This window comes from Streptomyces flavofungini, from assembly GCF_014650815.1.
GTDB classification, from domain to species: domain Bacteria; phylum Actinomycetota; class Actinomycetes; order Streptomycetales; family Streptomycetaceae; genus Streptomyces; species Streptomyces flavofungini.
In genome coordinates this window covers 210,549-232,363 of sequence record NZ_BMVR01000005.1, presented here as the reverse complement: position 1 = coordinate 232,363, position 21,815 = coordinate 210,549, and the positions used below count along the sequence as shown (strand labels likewise).

Annotated in this window: 19 protein-coding genes and 1 pseudogene; 13 read left to right on the top strand and 7 right to left on the bottom strand. The window is 70.5% G+C overall.

Annotated elements, in window-relative coordinates; all coding sequences use genetic code 11:
- The first annotated feature begins 86 nt into the window (after window positions 1–86).
- Complete coding sequence (locus IE274_RS14480; RefSeq protein ID WP_190116122.1) at window positions 87–848, top strand: TetR/AcrR family transcriptional regulator; 762 nt, start codon at window positions 87–89, stop codon at window positions 846–848.
- A gap of 10 nt (window positions 849–858) precedes the next feature.
- Here the strand turns inward: IE274_RS14480 and IE274_RS14475 are convergent, their stop codons facing one another.
- Window positions 859–1,881, bottom strand: a complete 1,023-nt coding sequence (locus tag IE274_RS14475) for a TolB-like translocation protein (protein WP_229909543.1) — start codon at window positions 1,879–1,881, stop codon at window positions 859–861.
- 112 nt (window positions 1,882–1,993) lie between these two features.
- On the opposite strand from IE274_RS14475, the gene IE274_RS14470 reads away from it, so the two are divergent.
- Window positions 1,994–2,665, top strand: a complete 672-nt coding sequence (locus tag IE274_RS14470) for a GDSL-type esterase/lipase family protein (RefSeq protein WP_190116121.1) — start codon at window positions 1,994–1,996, stop codon at window positions 2,663–2,665.
- Between the two features lie 88 nt (window positions 2,666–2,753).
- Here IE274_RS14470 and IE274_RS14465 read toward each other — a convergent pair whose 3' ends face one another.
- Window positions 2,754–3,974 (bottom strand): serine hydrolase domain-containing protein, encoded by a 1,221-nt coding sequence (locus IE274_RS14465; protein WP_190116120.1) that lies wholly within the window; start codon window positions 3,972–3,974, stop codon window positions 2,754–2,756.
- A 167-nt stretch (window positions 3,975–4,141) separates the two neighbouring features.
- Window positions 4,142–5,131, bottom strand: a complete 990-nt coding sequence (locus IE274_RS14460; protein ID WP_190116119.1) for an MBL fold metallo-hydrolase — start codon at window positions 5,129–5,131, stop codon at window positions 4,142–4,144.
- 188 nt (window positions 5,132–5,319) lie between these two features.
- Here IE274_RS14460 and IE274_RS14455 point away from each other — a divergent pair, with 188 nt between their 5' ends.
- Window positions 5,320–6,312, top strand: coding sequence for an AraC family transcriptional regulator (locus IE274_RS14455; RefSeq protein ID WP_190116118.1), 993 nt, complete (start codon window positions 5,320–5,322; stop codon window positions 6,310–6,312).
- 10 nt (window positions 6,313–6,322) lie between these two features.
- Window positions 6,323–6,673 (top strand): annotated as a pseudogene (locus IE274_RS14450) (response regulator transcription factor); the annotation flags it as partial.
- 100 nt (window positions 6,674–6,773) lie between these two features.
- Here the strand turns inward: IE274_RS14450 and IE274_RS14445 are convergent.
- Window positions 6,774–7,439, bottom strand: a complete 666-nt coding sequence (locus tag IE274_RS14445; protein ID WP_190116117.1) for a TetR/AcrR family transcriptional regulator — start codon at window positions 7,437–7,439, stop codon at window positions 6,774–6,776.
- Window positions 7,440–7,823: 384 nt separating this feature from the next.
- Between IE274_RS14445 and IE274_RS14440 the strand changes: the two genes are divergently transcribed.
- The 3 genes from IE274_RS14440 to IE274_RS14430 all read left to right on the top strand — a co-directional run bounded on the left by IE274_RS14440 (window position 7,824) and on the right by IE274_RS14430 (window position 12,656).
- Window positions 7,824–8,663 carry an NAD(P)H-binding protein gene (locus tag IE274_RS14440; RefSeq protein ID WP_190116116.1) on the top strand — a complete coding sequence of 280 codons (840 nt, stop codon included), beginning with the start codon at window positions 7,824–7,826 and terminating at the stop codon, window positions 8,661–8,663.
- 67 nt (window positions 8,664–8,730) lie between these two features.
- The gene (locus IE274_RS14435; RefSeq protein WP_190116115.1) at window positions 8,731–10,539 is read left to right on the top strand and encodes a tetratricopeptide repeat protein; all 1,809 of its coding nucleotides are present in this window, start codon (window positions 8,731–8,733) and stop codon (window positions 10,537–10,539) included.
- A 122-nt stretch (window positions 10,540–10,661) separates the two neighbouring features.
- On the top strand, window positions 10,662–12,656 hold the full coding sequence (locus IE274_RS14430; protein ID WP_190116114.1) for a tetratricopeptide repeat protein: 1,995 nt from the start codon (window positions 10,662–10,664) through the stop codon (window positions 12,654–12,656).
- Between the two features lie 1,095 nt (window positions 12,657–13,751).
- Here IE274_RS14430 and IE274_RS40205 read toward each other — a convergent pair.
- Window positions 13,752–13,976 carry a hypothetical protein gene (locus tag IE274_RS40205; protein WP_307822005.1) on the bottom strand — a complete coding sequence of 75 codons (225 nt, stop codon included), beginning with the start codon at window positions 13,974–13,976 and terminating at the stop codon, window positions 13,752–13,754.
- A 279-nt stretch (window positions 13,977–14,255) separates the two neighbouring features.
- On the opposite strand from IE274_RS40205, the gene IE274_RS14420 reads away from it, so the two are divergent.
- Both IE274_RS14420 and IE274_RS14415 read left to right on the top strand, forming a co-directional pair.
- Window positions 14,256–15,065 carry a helix-turn-helix domain-containing protein gene (locus IE274_RS14420; protein WP_190116113.1) on the top strand — a complete coding sequence of 270 codons (810 nt, stop codon included), beginning with the start codon at window positions 14,256–14,258 and terminating at the stop codon, window positions 15,063–15,065.
- Window positions 15,062–15,271 (top strand): DUF397 domain-containing protein, encoded by a 210-nt coding sequence (locus IE274_RS14415; protein WP_190116112.1) that lies wholly within the window; start codon window positions 15,062–15,064, stop codon window positions 15,269–15,271. The genes IE274_RS14420 and IE274_RS14415 overlap by 4 nt, the downstream gene beginning before the upstream one ends.
- Window positions 15,272–15,311: 40 nt before the next feature.
- On the opposite strand, the gene IE274_RS14410 is transcribed toward IE274_RS14415, so the two are convergent.
- Both IE274_RS14410 and IE274_RS14405 read right to left on the bottom strand, forming a co-directional pair.
- Window positions 15,312–16,208 (bottom strand): hypothetical protein, encoded by an 897-nt coding sequence (locus tag IE274_RS14410; RefSeq protein ID WP_190116482.1) that lies wholly within the window; start codon window positions 16,206–16,208, stop codon window positions 15,312–15,314.
- Between the two features lie 102 nt (window positions 16,209–16,310).
- Entirely contained in the window at window positions 16,311–17,456 is a 1,146-nt protein-coding gene (locus tag IE274_RS14405; RefSeq protein ID WP_190116111.1) for a S1 family peptidase, read from the bottom strand.
- A 271-nt stretch (window positions 17,457–17,727) separates the two neighbouring features.
- Here IE274_RS14405 and IE274_RS14400 point away from each other — a divergent pair, with 271 nt between their 5' ends.
- From IE274_RS14400 to IE274_RS14385, 4 genes are all read left to right on the top strand, one after another.
- The gene (locus IE274_RS14400) at window positions 17,728–18,540 is read left to right on the top strand and encodes a helix-turn-helix domain-containing protein (protein ID WP_229909541.1); all 813 of its coding nucleotides are present in this window, start codon (window positions 17,728–17,730) and stop codon (window positions 18,538–18,540) included.
- Complete coding sequence (locus IE274_RS14395) at window positions 18,537–18,791, top strand: DUF397 domain-containing protein (RefSeq protein WP_190116110.1); 255 nt, start codon at window positions 18,537–18,539, stop codon at window positions 18,789–18,791. Before IE274_RS14400 ends, IE274_RS14395 begins: the two co-directional genes overlap by 4 nt.
- Window positions 18,792–18,837: 46 nt before the next feature.
- The gene (locus IE274_RS14390) at window positions 18,838–20,232 is read left to right on the top strand and encodes a DUF418 domain-containing protein (RefSeq protein ID WP_190116109.1); all 1,395 of its coding nucleotides are present in this window, start codon (window positions 18,838–18,840) and stop codon (window positions 20,230–20,232) included.
- A 112-nt stretch (window positions 20,233–20,344) separates the two neighbouring features.
- Window positions 20,345–21,814 (top strand): FG-GAP and VCBS repeat-containing protein, encoded by a 1,470-nt coding sequence (locus tag IE274_RS14385; RefSeq protein ID WP_190116108.1) that lies wholly within the window; start codon window positions 20,345–20,347, stop codon window positions 21,812–21,814.
- Window position 21,815: the final 1 nt, after the last annotated feature.

Sequence of the window (21,815 nt, the reverse complement as noted above, 5' to 3'; positions counted from 1 at the left end):
CCACACGCGCCACCCTTGTGAGTACACCGTACCCAATTAAGAGTACACCGTACTCAGTTTTGGCCCAAGGGCTTATCGTGAGATCCATGGCAACGACGGAGACCAGCGGCAGCGGCGACATCACACGCAGCCTGGAACTGATGTGGGGCGGCGGCGAGCGCCCCACGCGCGGACCGAAACCGGCCCTGACGCTGGAGCGGATCATCATCGCGGCCGTGCGCCTCGCCGACGCCGAGGGCATCGCCGCGGTCTCCATGCGCCGGCTCTCCACGGAGCTGGGCACGGGCACGATGTCGCTGTACCGCTACGTCCCCGGCAAGGCCGAGCTGCTCGACCTGATGCTCAACCACGTGCAGGCGCCCACCGACGACGAGGAGCCGTACCGCGGCGGCTGGCGCGCGGCCCTGGCGGCGTACGGGCGCGGGACCCTGGAGCAGCACCGCAAGCACCCGTGGCTGCTCCAGGTCAACCAGGCGCGGCCCGTGCTCGGCCCGAGCGCGGTGGGCGGCCTGGAGCGGGTCCTGACGTACATCAAGCCGATGGGTCTGACCGACCCCGAGCTGATCTCCGTGCTGATCATGGTCGAGGGGTACGTGTCGGGGGTCGCCCGCAATCACGTGCACGCGGCGCAGGCCGCGGCCGACTCACAGCTCTCGGACGAGGCGTTCTGGGAGGCGCAGCGGCCGGTCCTCGACCGGATCATGCAGAGCGGCAAGTACCCGCTGATCGCGGGGCTCTCGGAGGACTCGTTCGGGTCGGACTTCGACCACTTCGAGTTCGGCCTGCAACGGATCCTGGACGGCCTCGAAGTGCTGGTCGAACGCCGCAAGCAGGACGCCGAGGGCTAGCGGACAGGTCCTAGCCGCTCTTCTTCCCGAACAGCCGCTTCAGCCCGAACACCACCACCAGCACCGCGGCGATCGCCAGGGCACCCCCCTTGTACCCGCCCCCGAACGCACCCCCGTCGTCACTGTCGGACCCCGAGCCCCCCGCCGCCCCCGGGGGCCGCCCCGCGCCCTTGACGTCCACGGGCTCGACGTCGCTCTCCTGGCCCTCGGTGCCGTACATCAGCCGGGAGCCGTCCGGGCTGTACGCCACCGACTCGCCCTGCCGCTGCAGCGGCACGCTCAGCCGCCCCTCGCGTTTGATCTTGCCGCCGGCGCCCTCCCACCGGTACGAGACGCCGCCGAGGTAGCCGCGCAGGGCGAGCTGCTTGCCGTTGGGCGAGAAGGCACCGTCCGTCGCCCACAGGTCGACGTCGGCGACGCGCTTGAAGACGTTGGTGCGGGACGTGGACATGGCAGCGGGCGGCGGGCCTTCGTAGAGGCTGCCCTCGCCGTCCTCGTTCTTGTCCACGATGTAGACCCGCCCGGTCTTCGGGTGGACCATCATCGACTCGGCGTCGCGCGGGCCGTCCGAGTACTTCACGACGTACTGCTTCGCCCGGATCGACTGGTCCTTGAGCTGCTTGGGCTCGGGCAGTTTGTAGACCCACACGAAGGACCACTTGCCGCCGAGGTTGTCGCCGATGTCACCGACGTACAGATCACCGTCGGGCCCCATCGAGATCGCCTCGACGTCGCGCGGCTTGCCGACGCCGGTCATCGTGATCGTGGCGACGGTCTCGCCGGTGGCACTGTCCACCGCGTAGAGGAAGGCGCCCTTGTCCTGGTCGTTGTGGGTCCAGTACACGCCGGGGTGGGCGCGGGACGCGACCAGGCCGCTGGACTCGGTGATGCGCGGGTCCTTGATGCTGAACCCGTCGTTGCCCTTGCTGCCCTTGCCGTCGTCGGCGTGGGCCGCCGGGGCGGTGAGGAGGAGCGCCGTACACACGGCGACGGCGGTGGCGGCACCGGGGACCACAGACGGAAGCGAGCGCATGACCTCAAGCGTGCCATCCGCGCGGCGCGGCAGGACCCGGGCCCGCGCGGCGTGCTCAGCCTCACACGCACAGCGGCGGCCGGACACCCCTCGGTGACGCCATGATGAGCGGATGCTCAGGTTCATGTTCGTCGGCGACTCGATGACCATCGGAAGCGCCGGGGAACACACCTGGCGCTACTGGATGTGGCGCCACCTGTGCGCCACCCACGGCGCCCCCTTCAAGATCGTCGGCCCTCGGGAGACCTTGTACGACAAGGCCACCGAGTCCCCCACGTCGTACGAGTACGCCGAACCGGACTTCCCGAGCCGCCACTTGGCGGGCTGGGGCGAGGGCTGGCTGCAGCTCACGCCGCTGATCGCCGACGCCGTCAAGGCGGGCCGCGCGGACGTCGTCCTCGTCTCCCTCGGCCTCATCGATCTCGGCTTCTACACGAACGCCGAGCAGACCGCCGAGAACGTGGCCCGCTTCGTCGCCGAGGCCCGCCGCGCCAACCCGCGCGTCGCCCTCGCCGTCCTGCCCGTGATACCGAACGTCCGCGCCGAGGACGACCCCGACTTCGCCGCCGAGGTCACCCGCTTCAACGAACTCCTCGCCAAGACGGTCGCCGACCTCGACACCTCCGCCTCCGCCCTCCTCCTGGCCTCACCCCCGCCCGCGTACGACATCCACCTGGACACCTACGACGGCACGCACCCCAACGAACACGGCGAACGCAAACTGGCGGCGGCGTTCGCGGCGGCGATGTGGGAGGCGTGGGGGTTGGGCGGCCCGCCGGAGTAGGCGGCCACCGAGCAGCCCCAGCACCCCGGCTCCGACCCCGGCCCCGGCCCCGGCCCCGGCCCCGGCCCCGAACGGCCCCGCGGATTCCTCAGTTCCGCCCGCAGAACTCGGCCTCGACCACCTCGTCCTCCCCCTTCTGCTCGCCCCAGTCCCCGTTGCGGTTCATGGTCAGCACGTGTCGTCCGTCCGCGGCGGCCACCGTGCGGCTCGCCGATCCGGGGATCATGCCGCCGTGGCCCCAGGCCCAGCAGCCCTCCTTCAGCTTGAAGTGACGTATACCGAGGCCGTAGACGTCGTCCGGGCCGCCGTGTCCCTTGTCGCCGTCCACGGGGATGGCGTCGAGCAGTTGCCGCTGCTGGGCGGGGAGCAGGACCTGGCCGCGCAGCAGCTTCGACATGAAGGTGTTCACGTCGCCGACGGTCGATATCAACTGCCCGGCGGAGAAGGCCACGGTGGGGCTGAACTCGGTGACGTCGCGCACCTTCGCGTGCGGCGGGTCCTCGAAGAGCGTGGAGTAGTGCGTCGCGTGCGGGGACGGCACCTTGGGCGAGCGGCCGGGCACGCTGGTGCCGCGCAGGCCGAGCGGGTCGATGACCAACCGGTCGACGGCCTCCTCGTACGGACCGCCCGTCGCCTTCTCGATGATCATTCCGGCGAGTATGTAGTTGGTGTCCGAGTAGTCCCACTCGCCGGCGTGCCCGGGTCTGCTGCCTTGCTCCGGCTGGAAGTTGGGCGGGTGGGCGAGCGCGATGTCGACCAGTTGGGCGGGCCGCCACCGGGTGTGGCGGTTCTTGTCGAACGCGTCCCCCGCGTACTTGGCGCGGAAGCCGTCGTCCATGTTGTAGTCGAAGATCCCGCTCGTGTGGTTCAGCAGGTGCCGCACCGTGATGGCCCCCGGCCGGTAGCCCTTGCCGCGCACCACACCGGGCAGCCACTTCTCGACGCTGTCGTCCAGCGACAGGCCGCCCTCGGCCTCCAGCTTGAGCAGCACCACGGACGTGAACGTCTTGCTCAGGCTGGCGATGCGGAACTTCTCGTCCGGGCCCCGCTCGCCCCCGGTCGCGAGGTCGCCGACCCCCGCGCGCCCGTGCCACACCCCACGTCTGTCTCTGACTTGGGCGATGACGCCCGGCGTGCCCTGCTCGACGATCCGGTCGAGGGCCGCCTGGGTCGGCGCGTGCGGCGGCGGGGGCGGCGGTGGCCGGTGCGGCTCGTCGGCGAGGGCCGGGGCGGCGACGCCGAGCGTGCCGAGGGCACACAGGACGGGAACGAGACGGCGAGATGACCTGGGTAACGGGAAGCGACTCATGACACCAGCTCATCAGCCGGGCCCGGCCCGCTCCATCAGGAATCCCCCGGATATCGATCAGGGGCACACCTTAGGGCCTGTCCGATGGGTCGCTGCGACGCCGCCCCGACCCATCGGGCAGGCCCTAGGGGCCGCCTACGCCCCCCACCACAGGCCCTAGGGGCCGCCTACACCCCCCACCCCCGCACCGCGAACTTCCCGCTGTCCCGCCGCACTTCGGCCACCCCGGACCCCCCGAAGTGCGCAGGCACGAGCAACTCCCCCTCGTCGGCGGCCCGTTCCAGCACCCGGCGCCGACTGACCGCCGCCGCCTTCGGGTCCTCGCACAGACAGCTGCTGCACTCCGGCTCCAGTATCTGCACCGGCGTGTGCAGCAGGTCGCCCACGAACACGGCCCGGTCCGAGCCGGAGGCGAGCCGCAGCACGGACGAGCCCGGGGTGTGGCCCGGGGCGGGTTCGAGGGTGAGGTGGCCGTCGATGCGGTGGGCGCCCTCCCAGAGGACGGCCTGCCCCGCCCGCCGGATCGGCGCCACGCTGTCCGCGAAGATGTTCCGGTGCTCCTCGCGGCGGGCGCGTCCGGCGTCGTCGCGGGGTGCGGGGCGGGCGGCGTCGCCCTCCGGTGAGAAGTACGCGTAGTCGGCGGCGGGCATGAGGTACGAGGCGTTCGGGAAGGTGGGCGCCCAGTCGCCGCCGTCCGCGCCCACCGCGCCGCCCGCGGTCCCCGCACCCTCCGCGCCACCCGCACCACCCGCACCGCCCGCGCCCTCCGCCCGCGTGTTCCACCCCACATGGTCCCCGTGCAGATGCGTGTTCACGACGACATCCACATCCTCGGGCCGCACCCCCACCGCCGCGAGCCGCCCCAGGAAGTCCGTCTCCAACCGGTCGAAGTGCGGCGACCCGGGCCGCCGCCGTCCGTTGCCGACCCCCGTGTCCACGAGGACCGTCCGCCCCTCGCTCCGCAGCACCCACGTCTGCACGACCCCCACGACCTGGTCGTCCTCCGGCTCCCAGAAGTCCGGCGCCAGCCAGTCCCGATGGGCGTCCCACACCTCGGCCGGGCAGTCCGGCACGAGCACCCGCCCGGACCCGAAGCGCCCGCGCAGCTCCTCGACCCGCACGACCTCGACGTCCCCCAGCATGAACCGCTGCTCCATGACTCCGCCCTCCATGACCTTGTGATGCCCGACCGTCCCGGTGATGCCCGGCCATCCCTGTGATGCCCGACCGTCCCCGCGTCCCCGCATCCCTACGCCCTCAAGCTAGAAGCCACCCGTGAGCGTCTCAATGCTCACCGACCTCATCTGGATACGCGAACGTCTCATCCTCCGCGTACGCTGACCGCATGGACGTGGTGAGCGACGCGATCGCGGCGGTGCGGGTGGGCGACCCGTTCGCCAACCGGGTGCGGGCGGAAGGCAGTTGGTGCGCCCGGCTGCCCGCGTACGAGGGGGCGGGCTTCCACGTGGTCCTGGACGGGAGCTGCCAGCTGTTGCTCGACGAGGGCCACCGGCCGGTCCCGCTGGGCCGGGGCGATGTGGTGCTGCTGCCGCACGGCTCGGAGCACCTGCTCGCGGACGCGGCGGCGGAGGGGGTGGCGGCGGCGCGGCGGGCGGTGGAGTTCGACCGCTGGGCGGACCGCCCGGACGCGGCCGACCCGAGCACAGCCGTACCGGACACCCCCGCCCCGAACACCCCCACCGCCGAGCTCATGTGCGGCAAGTACCGCCTCGACCGCGCCCGCGCCCACCCCCTCCTCGCCGAGCTCCCCGACGTCCTCCACCTCCCGGCGGCCCCGGACCGCCACCCCGAACTGCACGCGGCGCTCGGCCTGTTGGCGCACGAGACGACGGACGTCCGCCCCGGCGCCGACATCGCCGTACCCGGCCTCCTGGACCTCCTCCTCGTCTACCTGATCCGGGCCTGGCTGGCCGACCGCGCGGTGGCGGGCACGTCCGGCTGGCCGTGCGCCCTGGGCGACCCGGTGGTGGCGTCGGCCCTGAGTCTCCTGCACACCGACCCGGCCCACCCCTGGACGAACGACCAGTTGGCGGCCCGTGCGGGCGTCTCCCGCGCCACCCTGGCCCGCAGGTTCACGCTCTTGGTCGGCCGCCCGCCGATGGCGTACCTGAGCTGGTGGCGGATGACGCGGGCGGCGGCGCTGCTGCGGGACGGCGAGGCTCCCTTGGAGGCGATCGCACGCCGCGTGGGCTACGGCTCGCCGTACGCGCTGTCGCACGCGTTCAGCAGGGAGTTCGGGGTGACCCCGGGCAGATACCGAACGCGCGCCGCGAAAGCCCACGCGACTTCCGGCATGGAGATCCCGGCCGCGGGCTAGGGTCCGGGCCGTGCGCGTACTTCTGGTGGAAGACGACGAACCGATCGCCCAGTCACCGCGACGCGGCCTGGTCCGGTACGGCTTCGAGGTGGAGCGGGTGACCACGGGCGGGGCGGCGCTGGCCCACGAGGGGGCGTCCGACGTCGTCCTGCCCGACCTCGGGCTGCCGGACGCGGACGGCCTCGACGTGTGCAAGGCGCTCCGGGCGCGTGGCGACGTACCGATCATCGTGATCAGTGCGCGGAGCGACGAGACGGACCGGGTGGTGGGCCTGGAGCTGGGGGCCGACGACTACGTGTCGAAACCGTTCGGCGTACGGGAGGTCATCGCGCGCACAAGGCCGGTGATGCGGCGCGCGCGGCGGTGGCCCCGGCGGGGGAAGGGCCGGATCCCGGCCATCGGGCGCAGGCGCGTCCGGCCGCTGGCGGCCGCCGCAGCACGGCTCGCGAGGACGCCCGCGCTCAGCGGGCCGGCGTGTGAAGGATCCCGTTGATCAGGACGTTCAACTGCCACGTGGCGCGGTCGCCGGGGGCGAACAGGGCCTCGCGGAGTCCGGTGATCATCGGGTACTTGTCGGCGGGCAGGGCCGCGTAGCGCCGGTCGGCTGCGGCGATGGCGTCCTCCTCTTCGGTGTCCTTGGTGTCGTACGTGGCCTGCTCGGCCGCCGCCGCGGCGACGTGGAGGAAGAGCAGGTCCACGGCCCAGGCGGCGGTGACGTCGTCGAGGCCGCCCTCCTTGAGCAGGGCGAGCATGCGGTCCAGGACGAGGAGGGCGTTGTCGCCGGTGGGGATCGCGCCGAGGGCGACGGCGGCGAGGCCCTCGTGGCGGCTCATGGCCTCGGTCGCGGCGGCGGCCAGCGCCCGGAGCCGCTCCTGCCAGGTGCCGTCCGAGGCGAGCGGCACCTGCGCGAGGGCCGCGTCGAGCATCGCCGTCATCAAGTCGTCGCGATGGGCAACGTAGACGTACAGCGAGGCCGGGCCGGTGTCGAGCTCCTTCGCCACGCGGCGCATCGTCAGGGCGTCCAGGCCGTCGCGGTCCAGGATCTCCAGGCCGGTCCGCACGATGACGTCGCGGCTGAGGGGGGCCTTGGCGGGGCGCGCGCGGCGGCTGACGGGCGGGGTGGTCATGACGGAAGGGTAGCTCGGAGCGAACGGTGTTTGACACGAACGGCGTTCGTTTCCTAGCCTGTGACACACCGGAGCGAACGCTGTTCGTGACGAACGTGAATCGCTCACGCTCGCCGACGGCTCGCTCATCATCGTCTTCCTGGCGCGGCGGTACGGCGACGGAAGTCCTCGTCGGCCCGTACGGCTCACAGGGCTTGCTCGGCTCACATGGCCAGCCCGGCTTGCTCAGCCAGCCCGGCCAGCTCGGCTTGCTCGGCCAGCCCGGCCAGCCCGGCCAGCTCGGCTTGCTCGGCTTGCTCGGCCGCTACGACTACCCGGGCCCCCTCGGCCCCCAGCCCCGGCCCAAGCCCGCGCCCACCGACACCCCGAAGGACTCGATCCCCCATGATCCTCATCACCGGCGCCCGCGGCGCGGTAGCCACCCGCCTCACCGCCCTCCTCCACGCCGACGGCCTCCCCCTCCGCCTGGCCTCCGCGCACCCCGACGACCTCATCCCACCCCCCGGCGTGCCCACCACGCGCCTGGCTCTCACCGACCCGGCCGACTTCCCCACGGCCCTGGCGGACATCAAGACCGTCTTCCTCTACGCCTCCCCCGACCGCATCACCGACTTCGTCGACCACGCCCAGCGGGCCGGGGTCGAGCACATCGTGCTGCTGTCCTCATCGAGCGTGCTGGGCCCGGCCCCCGAGGACGACCCGCTGGCAGCGTCCCATCTCACGGTGGAGAAGGCCCTGTTGGCCTCGCCGATCACGACGACGATCCTGCGCCCGGGTTCGTTCGCGTCGAACGCCGGAGCCTGGGCGTGGCCCATCAAGGCCGGCCGCCCGGTGAGCCTGCCGTTCCCGGACGCGCACAACGACCCGATCCACGAGCGGGACGTGGCGGAGGCGGCCCGCGCCGTACTCTCCCAACCCCGCCACCACGGCGGCCGGTTCACGCTCTCCGGCCCCGAGTCGCTCTCGTTCAGCGAGCAGATCGACCGACTCGCCGCGGTCACGGGCAGCCCGGCCACGATCAAGCAGGTCACCCGCGACGAGTGGAAGCGGGAAATGGCGGACTACATCCCCGCCGGGTACGCCGACGCCCTCCTGAACTGGTGGGAGTCCAACGACGGCAAGCCGGTCGCCCTGACCTCCACGGTCGAGAAACTGACGGGCAGCCCGGCGCGCCCGTTCACGACATGGGCCGCCGATCACGTCGCAGACTTTACGATCGACTGAATAGAGCGTTCTAGTCGGTTGTGGGACACGGTGGTTGGGGGGGCGGTTCGGACTACCGTAGGGAGGCATGGCGGGCAACCACATCTCCGGCGGCGAGCAGCGCGACGTCATCCAGGCGCAGTCGATCGGGTCCGTCACGTTCGGCGCGGAACGGGCGGGGACGCCGCAGCAGCGGTACCTGCAGGACCCGGACCGCTGGCCGCTCGCCCGGGAGTGGGACGCCCTGGCCGCCGGAGCACATCGGGCACGCCCCGGCGAGGACGGCAGCAAACTCCCGCCGTACGTCACGCGGGACGTCGACACCGAGCTGCGGGAGCGGATCCAGGAGGCGGCCGAGGACGGGGGCCTCGTCCTGGTGGTGGGCGACTCCACCGCTGGAAAGACCCGCGCCGCCTTCGAGGCCGTACGCGAACTGCTCCCCGAGCACCGGGTGTTGGCGCCCCCGGCGGGCGCTCCGCTCCGACCTGCCCCGGACGCCGTCGAGGCCTGCGCGCACCGGCGGTGCGTGGTGTGGCTGGACGACCTGGAGCAGTACCTCGGGCCCGACGGCCTGGAGCCCGAGCTGCTCGCGGAGTTCGTTCGCCTGCGCGTCCCCGTCGTCGCGACGATGCGACTGAAGCCGTACGAGACGTTCAGCACGAGCACCGACGACGGCACCGGCGAGCAGCGCTGGGCGGGCCTGAGTTCGCGGGTCCTGCGCACGGCGGAGGTGGTGGACCTGGACCGCCTGTGGAGTGCGGGCGAGCTGTCCCGCGCCGGGGCCTGCGAGGACGTCCGCATCGCGGACGCCGTCGCCCACCACGGGACGTACGGCATCGCCGAATACATCGCCGCCGGACCGGTGCTGCTGCGGGAATGGCGCCGCGCCCGGCGGACGGGCGGCGGCCACGCGCGCGGCGCGGCACTCGTGACGGCGGCCGTCGACCTGTCCCGGGCGGGGCTGCGCGGCCCGTACGCCCGGGGACTGCTTGTGGAGGTCCACGAGCGGTGCCTGACGGACGCGGGTGGCTCCGTGCTGCGGCCGGAAAGCCTCGACGACGCGTTCGCGTGGGCCGCCCGCGTGCGGCTCGGTGTGACGAGTCCCCTGGTGCCGGTGACCGAGGGCTGGTGGTCGGCGTTCGACTACCTCGTCGACGGCGCGGAGTCGGCCGTACCGGACTGGATCCGAGAGACGGCCCTCGCCCACGCGGCCGACGACGACGACCGCTACGCCATCGCGACCAGCGCATACCGGGCCGACGCGCTCCGTGTCGCCGAAGCCGCCGTGCGCCCCCTGGCGGACGGCGGCAATCTGACGGCCACGTTCAACCTCGCCCTGCTCTCGGCCAAGGCAGGACGTACCGAAGAAGCCGAGGCCCTGTACCGCCACGCACACGACAACGGCCAGCTCGACGCGACGAACAACCTCGCCCACCTCCTGGCCGACGGCGGCCGCACCGAAGAGGCCGAGGCGCTCTACCGCCATGCCCACGCCCACGGCCACCCCGACGGCACTTTCAACCTCGCCGTCTTCCTCGACGAACACGACCGCGCCGAAGAAGCCGAAGCCGTCTACCGCCACGCCCACACCCGTGGCCACCTCGCCGCCACGAACAACCTCGCCATCCTCCTGAAGCAGTCCGACCGCCCCGAGGAAGCCGAGACCCTCCTCCGGCACGCCCACACCCACGGCCACCTCGACGGCACCTTCAACCTCGCCGTCCTCCTCGACGAACTCGACCGCACCGAAGAAGCCGAATCCCTCTACCGCCACGCCCACGACAGGGGCCACCCCGAGGCCACGCACAACCTGGTGCTCCTGCTCGACGAATTCGGCCACACCCGGGAGGCGGAAGCCATCCGCCGCGAGGCCACACCCGACGACCTCCCGGGCTGACCCCTCACCCCACGGCCCACGGCCCCAGCCGCCCCCGGCTTCCCGGCTGGTTGAGCCACCGGCCCTGATCTCCTTGCGGAACGCGGTGGTTGGGCACGCACCCCCGACTACCGTAGGTAGGCATGACGGGCGACAACCACATCTCCGGCGGCAAGCAACGCGACGTCATCCAGGCGCAGTCGATCGGGTCCGTCACGTTCGGCGCGGAACGGGCGGGGACGCCGCACCAGCCGTACTTGCAGGACCCCGACCGCTGGCCGCTCGCCCGCGACTGGGACGCCCTGGCCGCCGGGGCGCATCGGGCGCGGCCCGGGGAGGACGGCAGCAAGTTGCCGCCGTACGTCGAGCGGGACGTAGACGAGGAGTTGCGGGAGCGGGTCCGGGAGGCGGCCGAGGAGGGCGGGCTCGTGCTGGTCGTGGGCGACTCCACGGCGGGGAAGACGCGGGCGGCGTTCGAGGCGGTACGGGAACTGCTGGGCGGGTACCGGGTGTTGGCGCCCCCGGTGGGCGCGAGGCTGCGGCCCGCGCCATCGGCCGTGGAGGGCCTGCGGTGTGTGGTGTGGCTGGACGACCTGGAGCAGTACCTCGGGCCGGAGGGCCTTGAGCCCGAGGTCCTTGCGGAGTTCGTACGGCTGCGGGTGCCGGTCGTGGCGACGATGCGGCTGAAGCCGTACGAGACGTTCAGCGCGGGCGACGACGACGGTGTCGGGGGCGTCGCGCAGAGCTGGGCGGGGCTCGGGGCGCGGGTGCTGCGGATGGCGGAGGTCGTGGACCTGGACCGCCTGTGGAGTGAGGGGGAGCTGTCGCGCGCCGGGGAATGTGACGACTCACGGATCGCGGATGCCGTAGCGCACCACGGTACGTACGGCATCGCCGAGTACATGGCCGCCGGGCCAGTGCTGTTGCGAGAGTGGCAGCGCGCTCGGCGGGCGTGCGGCCACGCGCGGGGGGCGGCACTCGTGACGGCGGCTGCCGATCTGGCGCGGGCGGGATTGCGGGGGCCGTACTCGCGGGGGCTGCTGGTGGAGGTGCACGAGCGGTGCCTGACGGACGCGGGCGGCTCGGTGCTGCGGCCGGAGGGGCTTGAGGAGGCGTTCGCGTGGGCTTCGCGGGTGCGGCTGGGGGTGACGAGTCCGCTGGTTCCGGTGACCGAGGGGTGGTGGTCGGCGTTCGACTACCTCGTGGACGGGGCGGAGTCGGCGGTGCCGGACTGGGTACGGGAGACGGCGCTGGCCCAGGCGGCCGACGATGACGACCGCGCCGCCATCGCGACCAGCGCATACAGGGCCGACGCCCTCCATGTCGCCGAAGCCGCCGTGCGCCCCCTGGCGGACGGCGGCAACCTGACAGCCACGTTCAACCTCGCCCTGCTCTCGGCCAAGGCAGGACGTACCGAGGAAGCCGAGACCCTCTACCGCCACGCCCACGACAGAGGCGACCTCAGCGCCACGAACAACCTCGCCAACCTCCTGGCCAACGTCGGCCGCCCCGAGGAAGCCGAGGCCCTCTACCGCCACGCCCACGACAACGGCTACCTCGACGCCACGTTCAACCTCGCCATCCCCCTAGAGCAGTCCGGCCGCCCTGAGGAAGCCGAGGCCCTCTACCGCCACGCCCACGACAACGGCCACCTCAGCGCCACGTTCAACCTCGCCCACCTCCTGACCGAGACCGGCCACACCGAAGAAGCCGAAACCCTCTACCGCCACGCCCACGACAACGGCCAGCTCAACGCCACGAACAACCTCGCCGCCCTCCTAGAGCAGGCAGGCCACACCGACGAGGCAGAGGCCCTCTACCGCCACGCCCACAACAGAGGCCACGCCAACGCCACGTACAACCTCGCCCACCTCCTGGACCAGACCGGCCACACCGAAGAAGCCGAAACCCTCTACCGCCACGCCCACAACAGAGGCCACCTCAACGCCACGTACAACCTCGCCCACCTCCTGGACCAGACCGGCCACACCGAAGAAGCCGAAACCCTCTACCGCCACGCCCACAACAGAGGCCACGCCGACGCCACGTACAACCTCGCCCACCTCCTGGACCAGACCGGCCGCGCCGAAGAAGCCCAAGCCCTCCGCCGCCAAGCAGCCGACAGCACCCCGGACTGACCCCTCACCCGACGGCCCCGACAGCCCCGGCCGCCCCCGCAGTCACCCCCGCCACCCGCTCCCGCCACGGCATCCCCCGCGCAACCCCCGCCCGCCCGGCAGCCGCAGCCCCACCCACCCGGCACCGCCCGCACTCCCGCTCCTCCCCCACCCGCCGAAACACGTGCTCATCCCCGGGCCCCTCACACGTCACCAGCGCCCCAACCCCGGCCCCAACTCCCGCTTCGGCCCCGACCACCGGCACCACCTCCGCCACAGCCGGAAGCTTCTGGACCAACCGATGCCGTACGAAGCCAGCGGCCGACCGCACGCCCTCCACCGGTAACCCGGCCGTCAGCGCCAGCCGCAGCTCCGCCGCCGACACACCCCGGCGCAACCACTCAGCCGCCGCGTCCGCGAGCCCTCTGGCCTCCCGCACCCCCAGCAGCAGCTCCCGGCTGACGTGCCGCAGCGACAGCAACACCCGCTCCGCCTCGGCGACTTCCGGCTCCGCTTCCGGTGGGAGGTGGGAAAGATCTTCCCCCACGTTCTTGTCCGGGTTAGAGCCACCGACCTCCCGACCCCTCGGCCGACCGACCGTCCGTCGCTGCGTACTCGGCGGCACCGATGGAACTGGGGGCACCAGCGGCACTGGGGGCTCCGGCGGCTCGGGGCAACCTCCCTCCCGAACCGCCCCCGCCCCCTCACGCGTGAGGGTGACGTTCGCCAGCAACTGGTCCGTGATCCAGCGCCCCCGCTCCCCCTGCCACCGCCACTCGTGCAAGAAGCCGCTGTCGGCGAGTAGTTGCTTGGCCCGCTGGTAGGCCCGCCCCGTGATCCCGAGGCGGGCCGCGTGCTCGCTCAGGGACTTGGTCGACGCGTCCGCGTCCGGGAGCCCCTGTACGTACAGGAGCAGGATCTTCGCGTCGCTGTTCAGGCACGGATGCCGTACGACGTCGTGCGAAGCCTTCGTGTAGCGCCGCGCAGGCGCGATAGCATGCCGAAGCATCCCGGTGGACCTCTATTCCACTCGGTGGGTGTAGGTCCTCGGGTGGTGTTGCTAGCACCTCCGAGGACCGCTCCATGCGCGCAACCGCACAGAGCGTGATTGCGCGGTCACCGTACCGTAGTCAAGACCCGCTCCACCATTTGTCGCAGCAACTCCCCCTCCACGAACGGCGCTTCCCAGGTCGGCAGCGAGCGCCAGTCGAGCGGGAAGGTGTTGCCGTCCAGGGCGGGTACGCCGATGAAGGCGACGCCCCGGCCGTCGCGGCCCAGGGCCCGGACCCCACCGCGCCAGACGTGCAGGGCGGCCGTGCCCGCGCGGAGGACGAAGTACATGTTCCGGGCGCCTGCCGCCTCGCGGATGATCGGGCCCGCGCTGAAGTCGGTGAACTGGATGAGTTCGTACGCGACTTGGTCGCCCAGCGCGCCGGGGATCCGGATCGCGTCGAAGTGGATGCCGGTGTGGCGCAGGGCGTGGCCGTGGATCGGAATCCAGGGGTGGATGAGGGCGGGGGGGATTTTCCAGGTTCATGGAGCACATGCTTACGGTCGCTCACATACTGTGACCAGGGCCTGGTGAAGGCTGTGCTGTGCTGTGCACCTGGGGAGGACGCTGTGCACTCCACCGAGCGGGGCTCGGAGTCATTCGGCGTGATGCTGAGGTTCTTCCGCGAGCGGGCCGGGCTGACGCAAGAGAGGCTTGGCAACCACGTCAAATACTCCAAGTCGCAAGTGGCGATGGTGGAGCGAGGAGAGCGCCCGCCCAAGGGGCAACTGGTCGTCATCGCGGACGACGTGTTGAGTGCACAAGGTGCACTTTTGCTTCTGGCGGAGAAGGAGTTCAAGAACAACGGCCTTCGGCCGTGGACCGAGGATTACCTGGCCGAGGAGCAGAAGGCCGTGTCGATCCTCTCGTACCAGAACCATGTGATCCCCGGACTGCTTCAGACCGAGGCGTACGCGCGTGCGGTCTACAACTGCAACTACTGTCCTGCGCTCGACGATGATGAGATCGAGGCTCGCGTAGCTGCGCGACTCGCGCGTCGGCAGCTCTTCCAGCGAAAGCCCCTACCGGTCCTCAGCTTCATCGTCGAACAGAGCGCCCTGACCCGGCCGCTCGGTGGTGAACCGGTCCTCAAGGAGCAGCTGCACCACATGCTCGATATCGGACGGCTCCGCCACGTTCAGATCCAGGTCATGCCTCACAACAGGGAGACCCACGCATCGCTCATGGGGCCGATGATCCTGCTGGAGACTGCTGAGCGCTCTCAGGTGGCGTACATCGAGGGTCACAAGGGTGGCTACTTCGTAAGCGAGCAACCTGACTTGGGCAACCTGATGGGCAAGTATGGCATTCTGCGGGCACAGGCACTGGCCCCCGAGAATTCGGCGAAGCTGATCGAAAAGGCGGCACGGGAGCTATGAGCGAGGGCCCCTCCTGGACCAAGTCCTCCTACAGCGGCGACGATGGCGAATGCCTGGAGATGGCCCCCAGCCCCACCCCAGACGGAACCGCCGAGGCCGTCCACATACGCGACTCCAAGAACCCAACCGGTCCGATCCTCCACCTCCACCCCGCCACCTGGACCGCCTTCCTCGCCGCACAGCCACCTCTGGGTAGCCGTACGTAGCCAATGGGCTGATGTTCGGGTCGGCCATCCCTCGAAACGGTCAGCTCCAACTGGGCGAAGGCCCCTGCGGCTGCCCGTACGACAACGGTCGGCCCATGTGCGCATCGAGCAGGACGCGGTCGCCTACGGGGTGGTCCAGATGTACCGTCACCCGCCTCTTCTTCGCCTGCTTGGTGCAGTCGCCGTCGTCCGGGTTCTTGACGGAAGCCGACAGCACTACGCTGCCGCGCGTTTCCAGCACATCCACCTGGGGCCCGTCGTCGCAGGCGCCATGAAGGGCGATCACAGTCACCGTGCGGCCGTCTGCTGCGATCTGGAGCAGTTGGTCGAGCGGGCTGCCAGGGAGGTCACGGGCTGGTTTGACCGGCGGCGTGGGAAGTTTCGACGGGATGGCGGCGGCCCTCTTGAGAGGGGCGGCATAGCCTTCCAGGGTGAAGAGCCAGGCAGGGACCTTCGCCGGCCCACGGCTGGTTGGCAGGGTCATTTGGCCCAGTTTCGCCCCGGTCACGGTGAGGTGTGGCCCGTCGACGCGGGCGCGAGCCAGAGCTTTGTACGCCTTGTCCGCCTCCGCCAAAGGACGTGTGAGCGAACGGCCGTTCGCCCAAGTCACCCGACCGCCCCTCGGCGCCGTGGCAGGCAACTCGCCTCGCAGAACGAAGGTCTCGTTTCGATAGGCCAGCTGATCGGCTCGGCCGCGCAGGCCGCCCTTCGGCAGTTGGACTGCCTCCCCCATGGGGTAGTAGCCGTGCCGCCACGCCCCGGCGGCTTTCGACCCGTCCCAGGCCGCGGCGACCTGCCGGGCACGGTCCCCGACGTGCGTCCCGCCGTCGGTCCCCTCCTTCTTCTCGCTGCCGCAACCGGAGAGGGTGCCCGCCACAGTGACGGACCAGACCACCAAGGCAAGCAGGCCAGTGGTGCGCGACGCCCTGATAAGCATTTCGACCTCCGGGAACAACGACGGTTCGACGACGGTGCCACCCCTCGGACGTAGTTGGCCCTGGATAGGTTCACCGGCTGCGACAGCAGTGGAGGAAAGGCCTCAGTAGACGTGGAGGCCGCGCTCGTTCAACACCAGTTGCACCTTCGTGGAGATGGTGCGGCGATCGTCCTGCCCGTCGGAGTCCCCACAGGGCTCGTCGACGTAGTTGCCACCGGAAACGATGCCCAAGGCGGTCTTGCCGTGCAGGAGAGGGCCTCCGCTGTCGCCACGCTTGGCGCAGTGGCTGGACTCGTACATGTTGTACATCGTGGTTCCGTCGTCGTAAGTGACGGTGACACTGGTCTTGGTTATGTGGCCGACCTTGTCCTGACTGGTGCGGCCGGTCCGGTCCGCGTCTTCGTTCTCAGCCGCGAACCGGGAGTTGTCGATCTGCTTGTAGACGCCACCCCAGTACCTGACGGTCCCATGTGTGGTGAGATTCGCGTTGTCCTTCTTGATGGTCGCCCAGTCGGCTCCGCGATTGGCATCGCCGCCCTTGGCCCTGTACGCGGTCTGCGTGCCGATGCGGGTGTTGTCGTGGTCGACGCGCCAAACGTTACCGGTACCAGGTACGCAGTGCCCAGCCGTGAGCGTGTACACCTTCCCCGATGAGTTCTTGGTATTGAACGCGGCACTGCAAATAGAGCCGTTGGAGGTGATCCCATTGGCGCCGCGGAGGGTGGTGGCGGTCTCCATCTTGCCGTTGAGCCTGTCGATGCGCACTGCACCGGGGTGCGCCTCCGCGACCTGTTCGATGCGGGCCCGGTCGGCGACAGAGACACCGTCGAAGATTTCGACAGACACCTGGTTGGTGCTCGCCTCGACACCCCAGGCCGTGTTGGGAATTCCCGCCAACTCATCGAGCTCGCCCTGGATGGAGGCGAGTTCGGCTGCACTACGGAGCACGAGCCTAGGAACGCCACCCGCATCCCGGATGGTTCGCGCGGCGGCCGAGTCGGTGACCGCGACAACGAGGTGCCCGTCCTTGTAGTACGTGCCTCCGGTCCGGTCGTCACCGAGCTGCGACGCCAACTCTGCCGCCCGTGTGGGGTCAGTGAGCGGCGCCGGATTCTCGTCGGCGACGGCCGAAGTGGTCGTACTCGCGGCGAGGGTACCGGTGAGGAGCGCCGCTGCGATGAAGGCGGACTTTCCGCCGGTGCGATGACGCTTGGTGACGCGGGAAGGGAACGGTCTGTCTAACTGCACATGCTCTCCTTCGAGTTCCTGGCTTTCGTGGTGCAGGACTCACGTGAGGGGTCTGTGCGTCCCCCGTGCGTGCAGGGAAGAGACTCGCGGCATGCGATAAACATGTGATTGATGCGCAGGTCATGAACTTGCCGTGAAGAATGCGCACGGTGTCGAAGTGCATGCCGGTGGGGATTTTCAGGGTTCATGGGGCAAATGCTTACGGGCGCTCACATACTGTGACCAGGGCCTGGTGAAGGCCGTGCGATGTTGTGCACCTGGGGAGGACGCTGTGCACTCCGGTGAACGAGGTTCGGGGAACCTCAAGATGTTCGGCGCGTTGCTGCGCTTCTTCCGCGAGCGGGCCGGGATGACGCAGGACGGCCTCGGGGCGTACGTGAAGTACTCCAAGTCCCAAGTGGCCATGGTGGAGCGGGGCGAGCGGCCGCCGAAAGGGCAGTTCGTGGAGATCGCGGACGACGTCCTGGGTGCACACGGTGCACTTTTGGCTGCGGGCGTGAGCCTGAGGGCCAGCCGTTTCCCCGCCTGGTTCGCGGAATACGCCGACGAGGAGGCGAAGGCCGTCGGCATCTACATGTACGCCAACCACGTGATCTCGGGGCTTCTCCAGACGGAGGACTACGCGCGTGCGATCTTCGGCACCCACTGCCCGCCGTTGGAGGACGACGAGATCGAAGCGCGTGTCGCGGCTCGGCTGGAGCGTCAGCAGGTTCTGTGGCGCAAGCCCGCACCGATCGTCGGTTTCGTGCTGGAGGAGATCACGCTCACCCGGCCACTCGGCGGCCGACAGGCCCTCAAAGGGCAGTTGGAGAATCTGTTGGGTGTCAGCCGCAGGCGCAATGTCGAGATCCAGGTGATGCCGCACAAACGGCAGGAACACGCCGGGCTGGACGGGCCGATGATTCTTCTGGAGACCGCCGAGCGCAACCAGCTCGCATACGTCGAGGGACCGAGTGGCGGGTACTTCGTCAGCGAACACCCTGAGCTCGGCAACTTGTTCGCACGCTATGGCATTCTGCGAGCTCAGGCTCTCAGCCCCGAAGAGTCCGCCAAATTCATCGAGCAGGTGGCAAAGGCCCTATGAGCACAGACCTGAACTGGTTCAAGAGCAGCTACAGCGGCAGCCAAGGGGGAGAGTGCTTGGAGGTGGCCCTCAGCTGGGCCAAGTCTTCCTACAGCAGCGAACAGGGCGGCGAGTGTGTGGAGGTGGCCAGAGCAACCGCCAAGATCCACATACGCGACTCCAAGAACCCAACCGGTCCGATCCTCCACCTCCACCCCGCCACCTGGACCGCCTTCCTCGCCGCACACTCACCTTTGGGTAGCCGCGCGTAGCCGATCGGCTGATGCTCGGCCGGAGCGGCGCTCATAGCGTCGAAGCATGACGTCCGACACCGCTGCCGCCGAGGCACCCCGACCAGTGGCCCCCCGCCCGACAGGGGTCCGCGCAACCGAGCGAGCCCTCGCCCCAGACCTGGCCCGGGGCCTGATGCTCCTGTTCATCGCGATGTCGAACACCGCGTTCCACCTGTGGAATTCGGAGTACGGGCCGTCGGGGTGGCAGCCGGTGAACGGGGGCTGGCTGGACCACACGGTGCAGTTCGCGATGATCGTGGGCCTGGACCTCCGGATCTATCCGCTGTTCGCGTTCCTGTTCGGCTACGGAATGATGCAGCTGTACCTGCGCCAGACGGCGAGCGGCACGTCCGGGCGGAAGGCGGCCGCGCTATTGCGCAAGCGGAGCCTGTGCATGGTGGTCATAGGGTTCGCGCACGCGGCGTTGCTGATGGCGGGCGACATCGTCGGGTACTACGGGCTGGTGAGCCTGGTCCTCGGCTGGCTGTTCCTGCGGCGCGGGGACCGGGCGCTGAAGTGGTGGATCTGGATATTCGCGACGGCGCTGGTCGTGCTGACGATGGAGTCTGTCGTGACGGCGGCGTTCCAGGGCGAGTTGGGCTCGCTGGGGGACGCGGGGGCCGACCCGGGCAGCGAGGCGTACGGGGCGGACGAGGAGAGCTGGTTCGCGGCGGCGGGCACGCGCATGACGACCAGCCTGTTCCTGATGGGAGTGGCCGCACCGCTCGTGCTGGTGACGGGCGGCGGCGTGATCTTCCTGCTGGGCTTCTGGGCGGCACGGCGCCGCATCCTGGAGGAGCCGGGCAAGCACCTGAGGCTGCTGCGGGGCACGGCGATAGTGGGGATCACGGTCGGCTGGCTGGGAGCGCTGCCCGCGGCACTCGCACACGTCGGCGCGCTGGACGTACCGGCGGACGCGGAGAGCGAGACGGGCGCGCTGATGGCGCTGCGGGACGTCACGGGCAACGCGGCGGGTCTCGGGTACGTGGCGCTGGTGGCCCTGTTCGTCCACTGGTGGACACGGCGGCAGCAGCGGCAGCGGGGGGAGAAGTCGGTCAGGGCGACCACAACGGCCACGGCTGCCACGGCTGCCACGGCTGGCGCGACTGGCGCGACTGGCGCGACTGGCGCGACTGGCGCGACTGGCGCGACTGGCGCGACCACCAAAGCCATCACAGCGATCTCAGCGGTCGGCAAGCGCTCCCTCTCCTGCTACCTCACCCACTCCCTCCTCTTCGCCCCGCTCCTCGCCGCCTGGGGCCTGGGCCTCGGCGAGCACCTGACCAGCGCGACCATGGTGCTCTTCGCCATCGGCGTGTGGCTGGTGACGGTCGCGGGAGCGTACGCCCTGGAGATACGAGGAAAGCGCGGCCCGGCCGAGACACTGCTGCGGCGCCTGATGTACGGGAAACGGATGTGAGCATTCCCGCCCGGCTGCGCTTATCATCTGGCTGGATTTGATCTTTTGGCGGCTATTCCGGGCATCCGGACCTCCGGTTCGCCCGGTCCGCCATGGGAAGTGGGGGGACCACATGCGCCGCAGAGCGCTCACCGCGGCCGCCGTCTGCGCGGCCGCCCTCGTCGGAACGACAGGACTGGCACCCGCCGCCCTGGCCGCACCGACGGCGGACACATCAAGCAAGCAGGCGGGCACCGCAGCCAAGCAGGGAGACACGGCAGACGCCAACGCCGACTTCAACGGCGACGGTTACCAGGACCTCGCCATCGGCGCCCACACCGCCACCGTGGGCGACATCAAGCGCGCGGGCGTCGTCACCGTGGCGTACGGCTCGGCGACGGGCCTGAAGTACGAGACGGCGGGCATTCTCAGCCAGGCCACGCCGGGCGTGCCGGGCGAGCCGGTCGCGGACGGCAAGTGGCGCGAGGTCAGCGCCGCGGGCGACCTGGACGGCGACGGGTACGACGACCTGGTCGTGCACTACCTCCAGAAGAACATGGTGCTGTGGGGGAGCAAGGACGGCATCACCGGCGAGGGCACCGAACTGCCGCCCGGCAACTACACCTCGGCCTCGCCGAAGCTGCTCGGCGGCGGCGCGGGCGTGGGTGACGTCAACGGCGACGGCGTCGACGACTTCGTGAGCCGCGCCGCCGACGGCCACTCCTACGGCGTCACGGCCCTGCTCGGCCCGCTGAACCGCACCACGGGCAAGCCGGCCGGGGTGTGGCACCGCGCCGTGGACAAGCTGGACAAGCTCGTCATCGGCACGGTGTACGTGGGCGACCTCACCGGCGACGGCATCGACGACGTCGTGGCCAGCGGTGGCGTCGTCCTCGGCAGCGGCAAGCCGGGCGGGTTCGTGCTGAAGGGCTCCGCCGACGGCTGGGTCAAGGGCAGCGAGTTCGGCGGCCCGTACCTGCACGAGGACTCCCTGCCCTCCGCGTTCGGCGACCTGAACAAGGACGGCTACCAGGACCTCGTCACGGGCTACCCCCGCCAGAACAAGGTGTACGTGACGTACGGCGGCAAGAACGGCGTCAGCACCACCACGGAGTCGCGCGCGTACACGCAGGCCAGCGCGGGCGTCCCCGGCGCCGAGGAGGCGGGCGACAAGTTCGGCTCGTCCGTCGCCGTCGGCGACACCGACAAGGACGGCTACGCGGACCTGGTCGTCGGCGCCTCGTACGAGACCGGCTCCGACGCCGCCGCCACCGGCTCGGGCGCGATCACCGTGCTGCGCGGCAGCGCCGAGGGCATCACCGGCACCGGCGCCACGTCGTTCACGCAGAACTCCCGTGGCATACCGAGCACTTCGGAGAAGGACGACCACTTCGGAGCCTCCGTCGCGCTGGTCGACTCGGGCACGGACGGCGCCAAGGAGCTGTACGTCGGCGGCAACGGCGAGGACGGCTTCAAGGGCCGCGTCTGGAAGCTGGCGACCGGCGCCTCCGGAGTCACCGGCGAAGGCGCCACCAGCTTCCACCTGGGCACGGTCGGCGGCCCCGCGACCGGCGGCAACTTCGGCTACCGGATGGCGGGCTGAC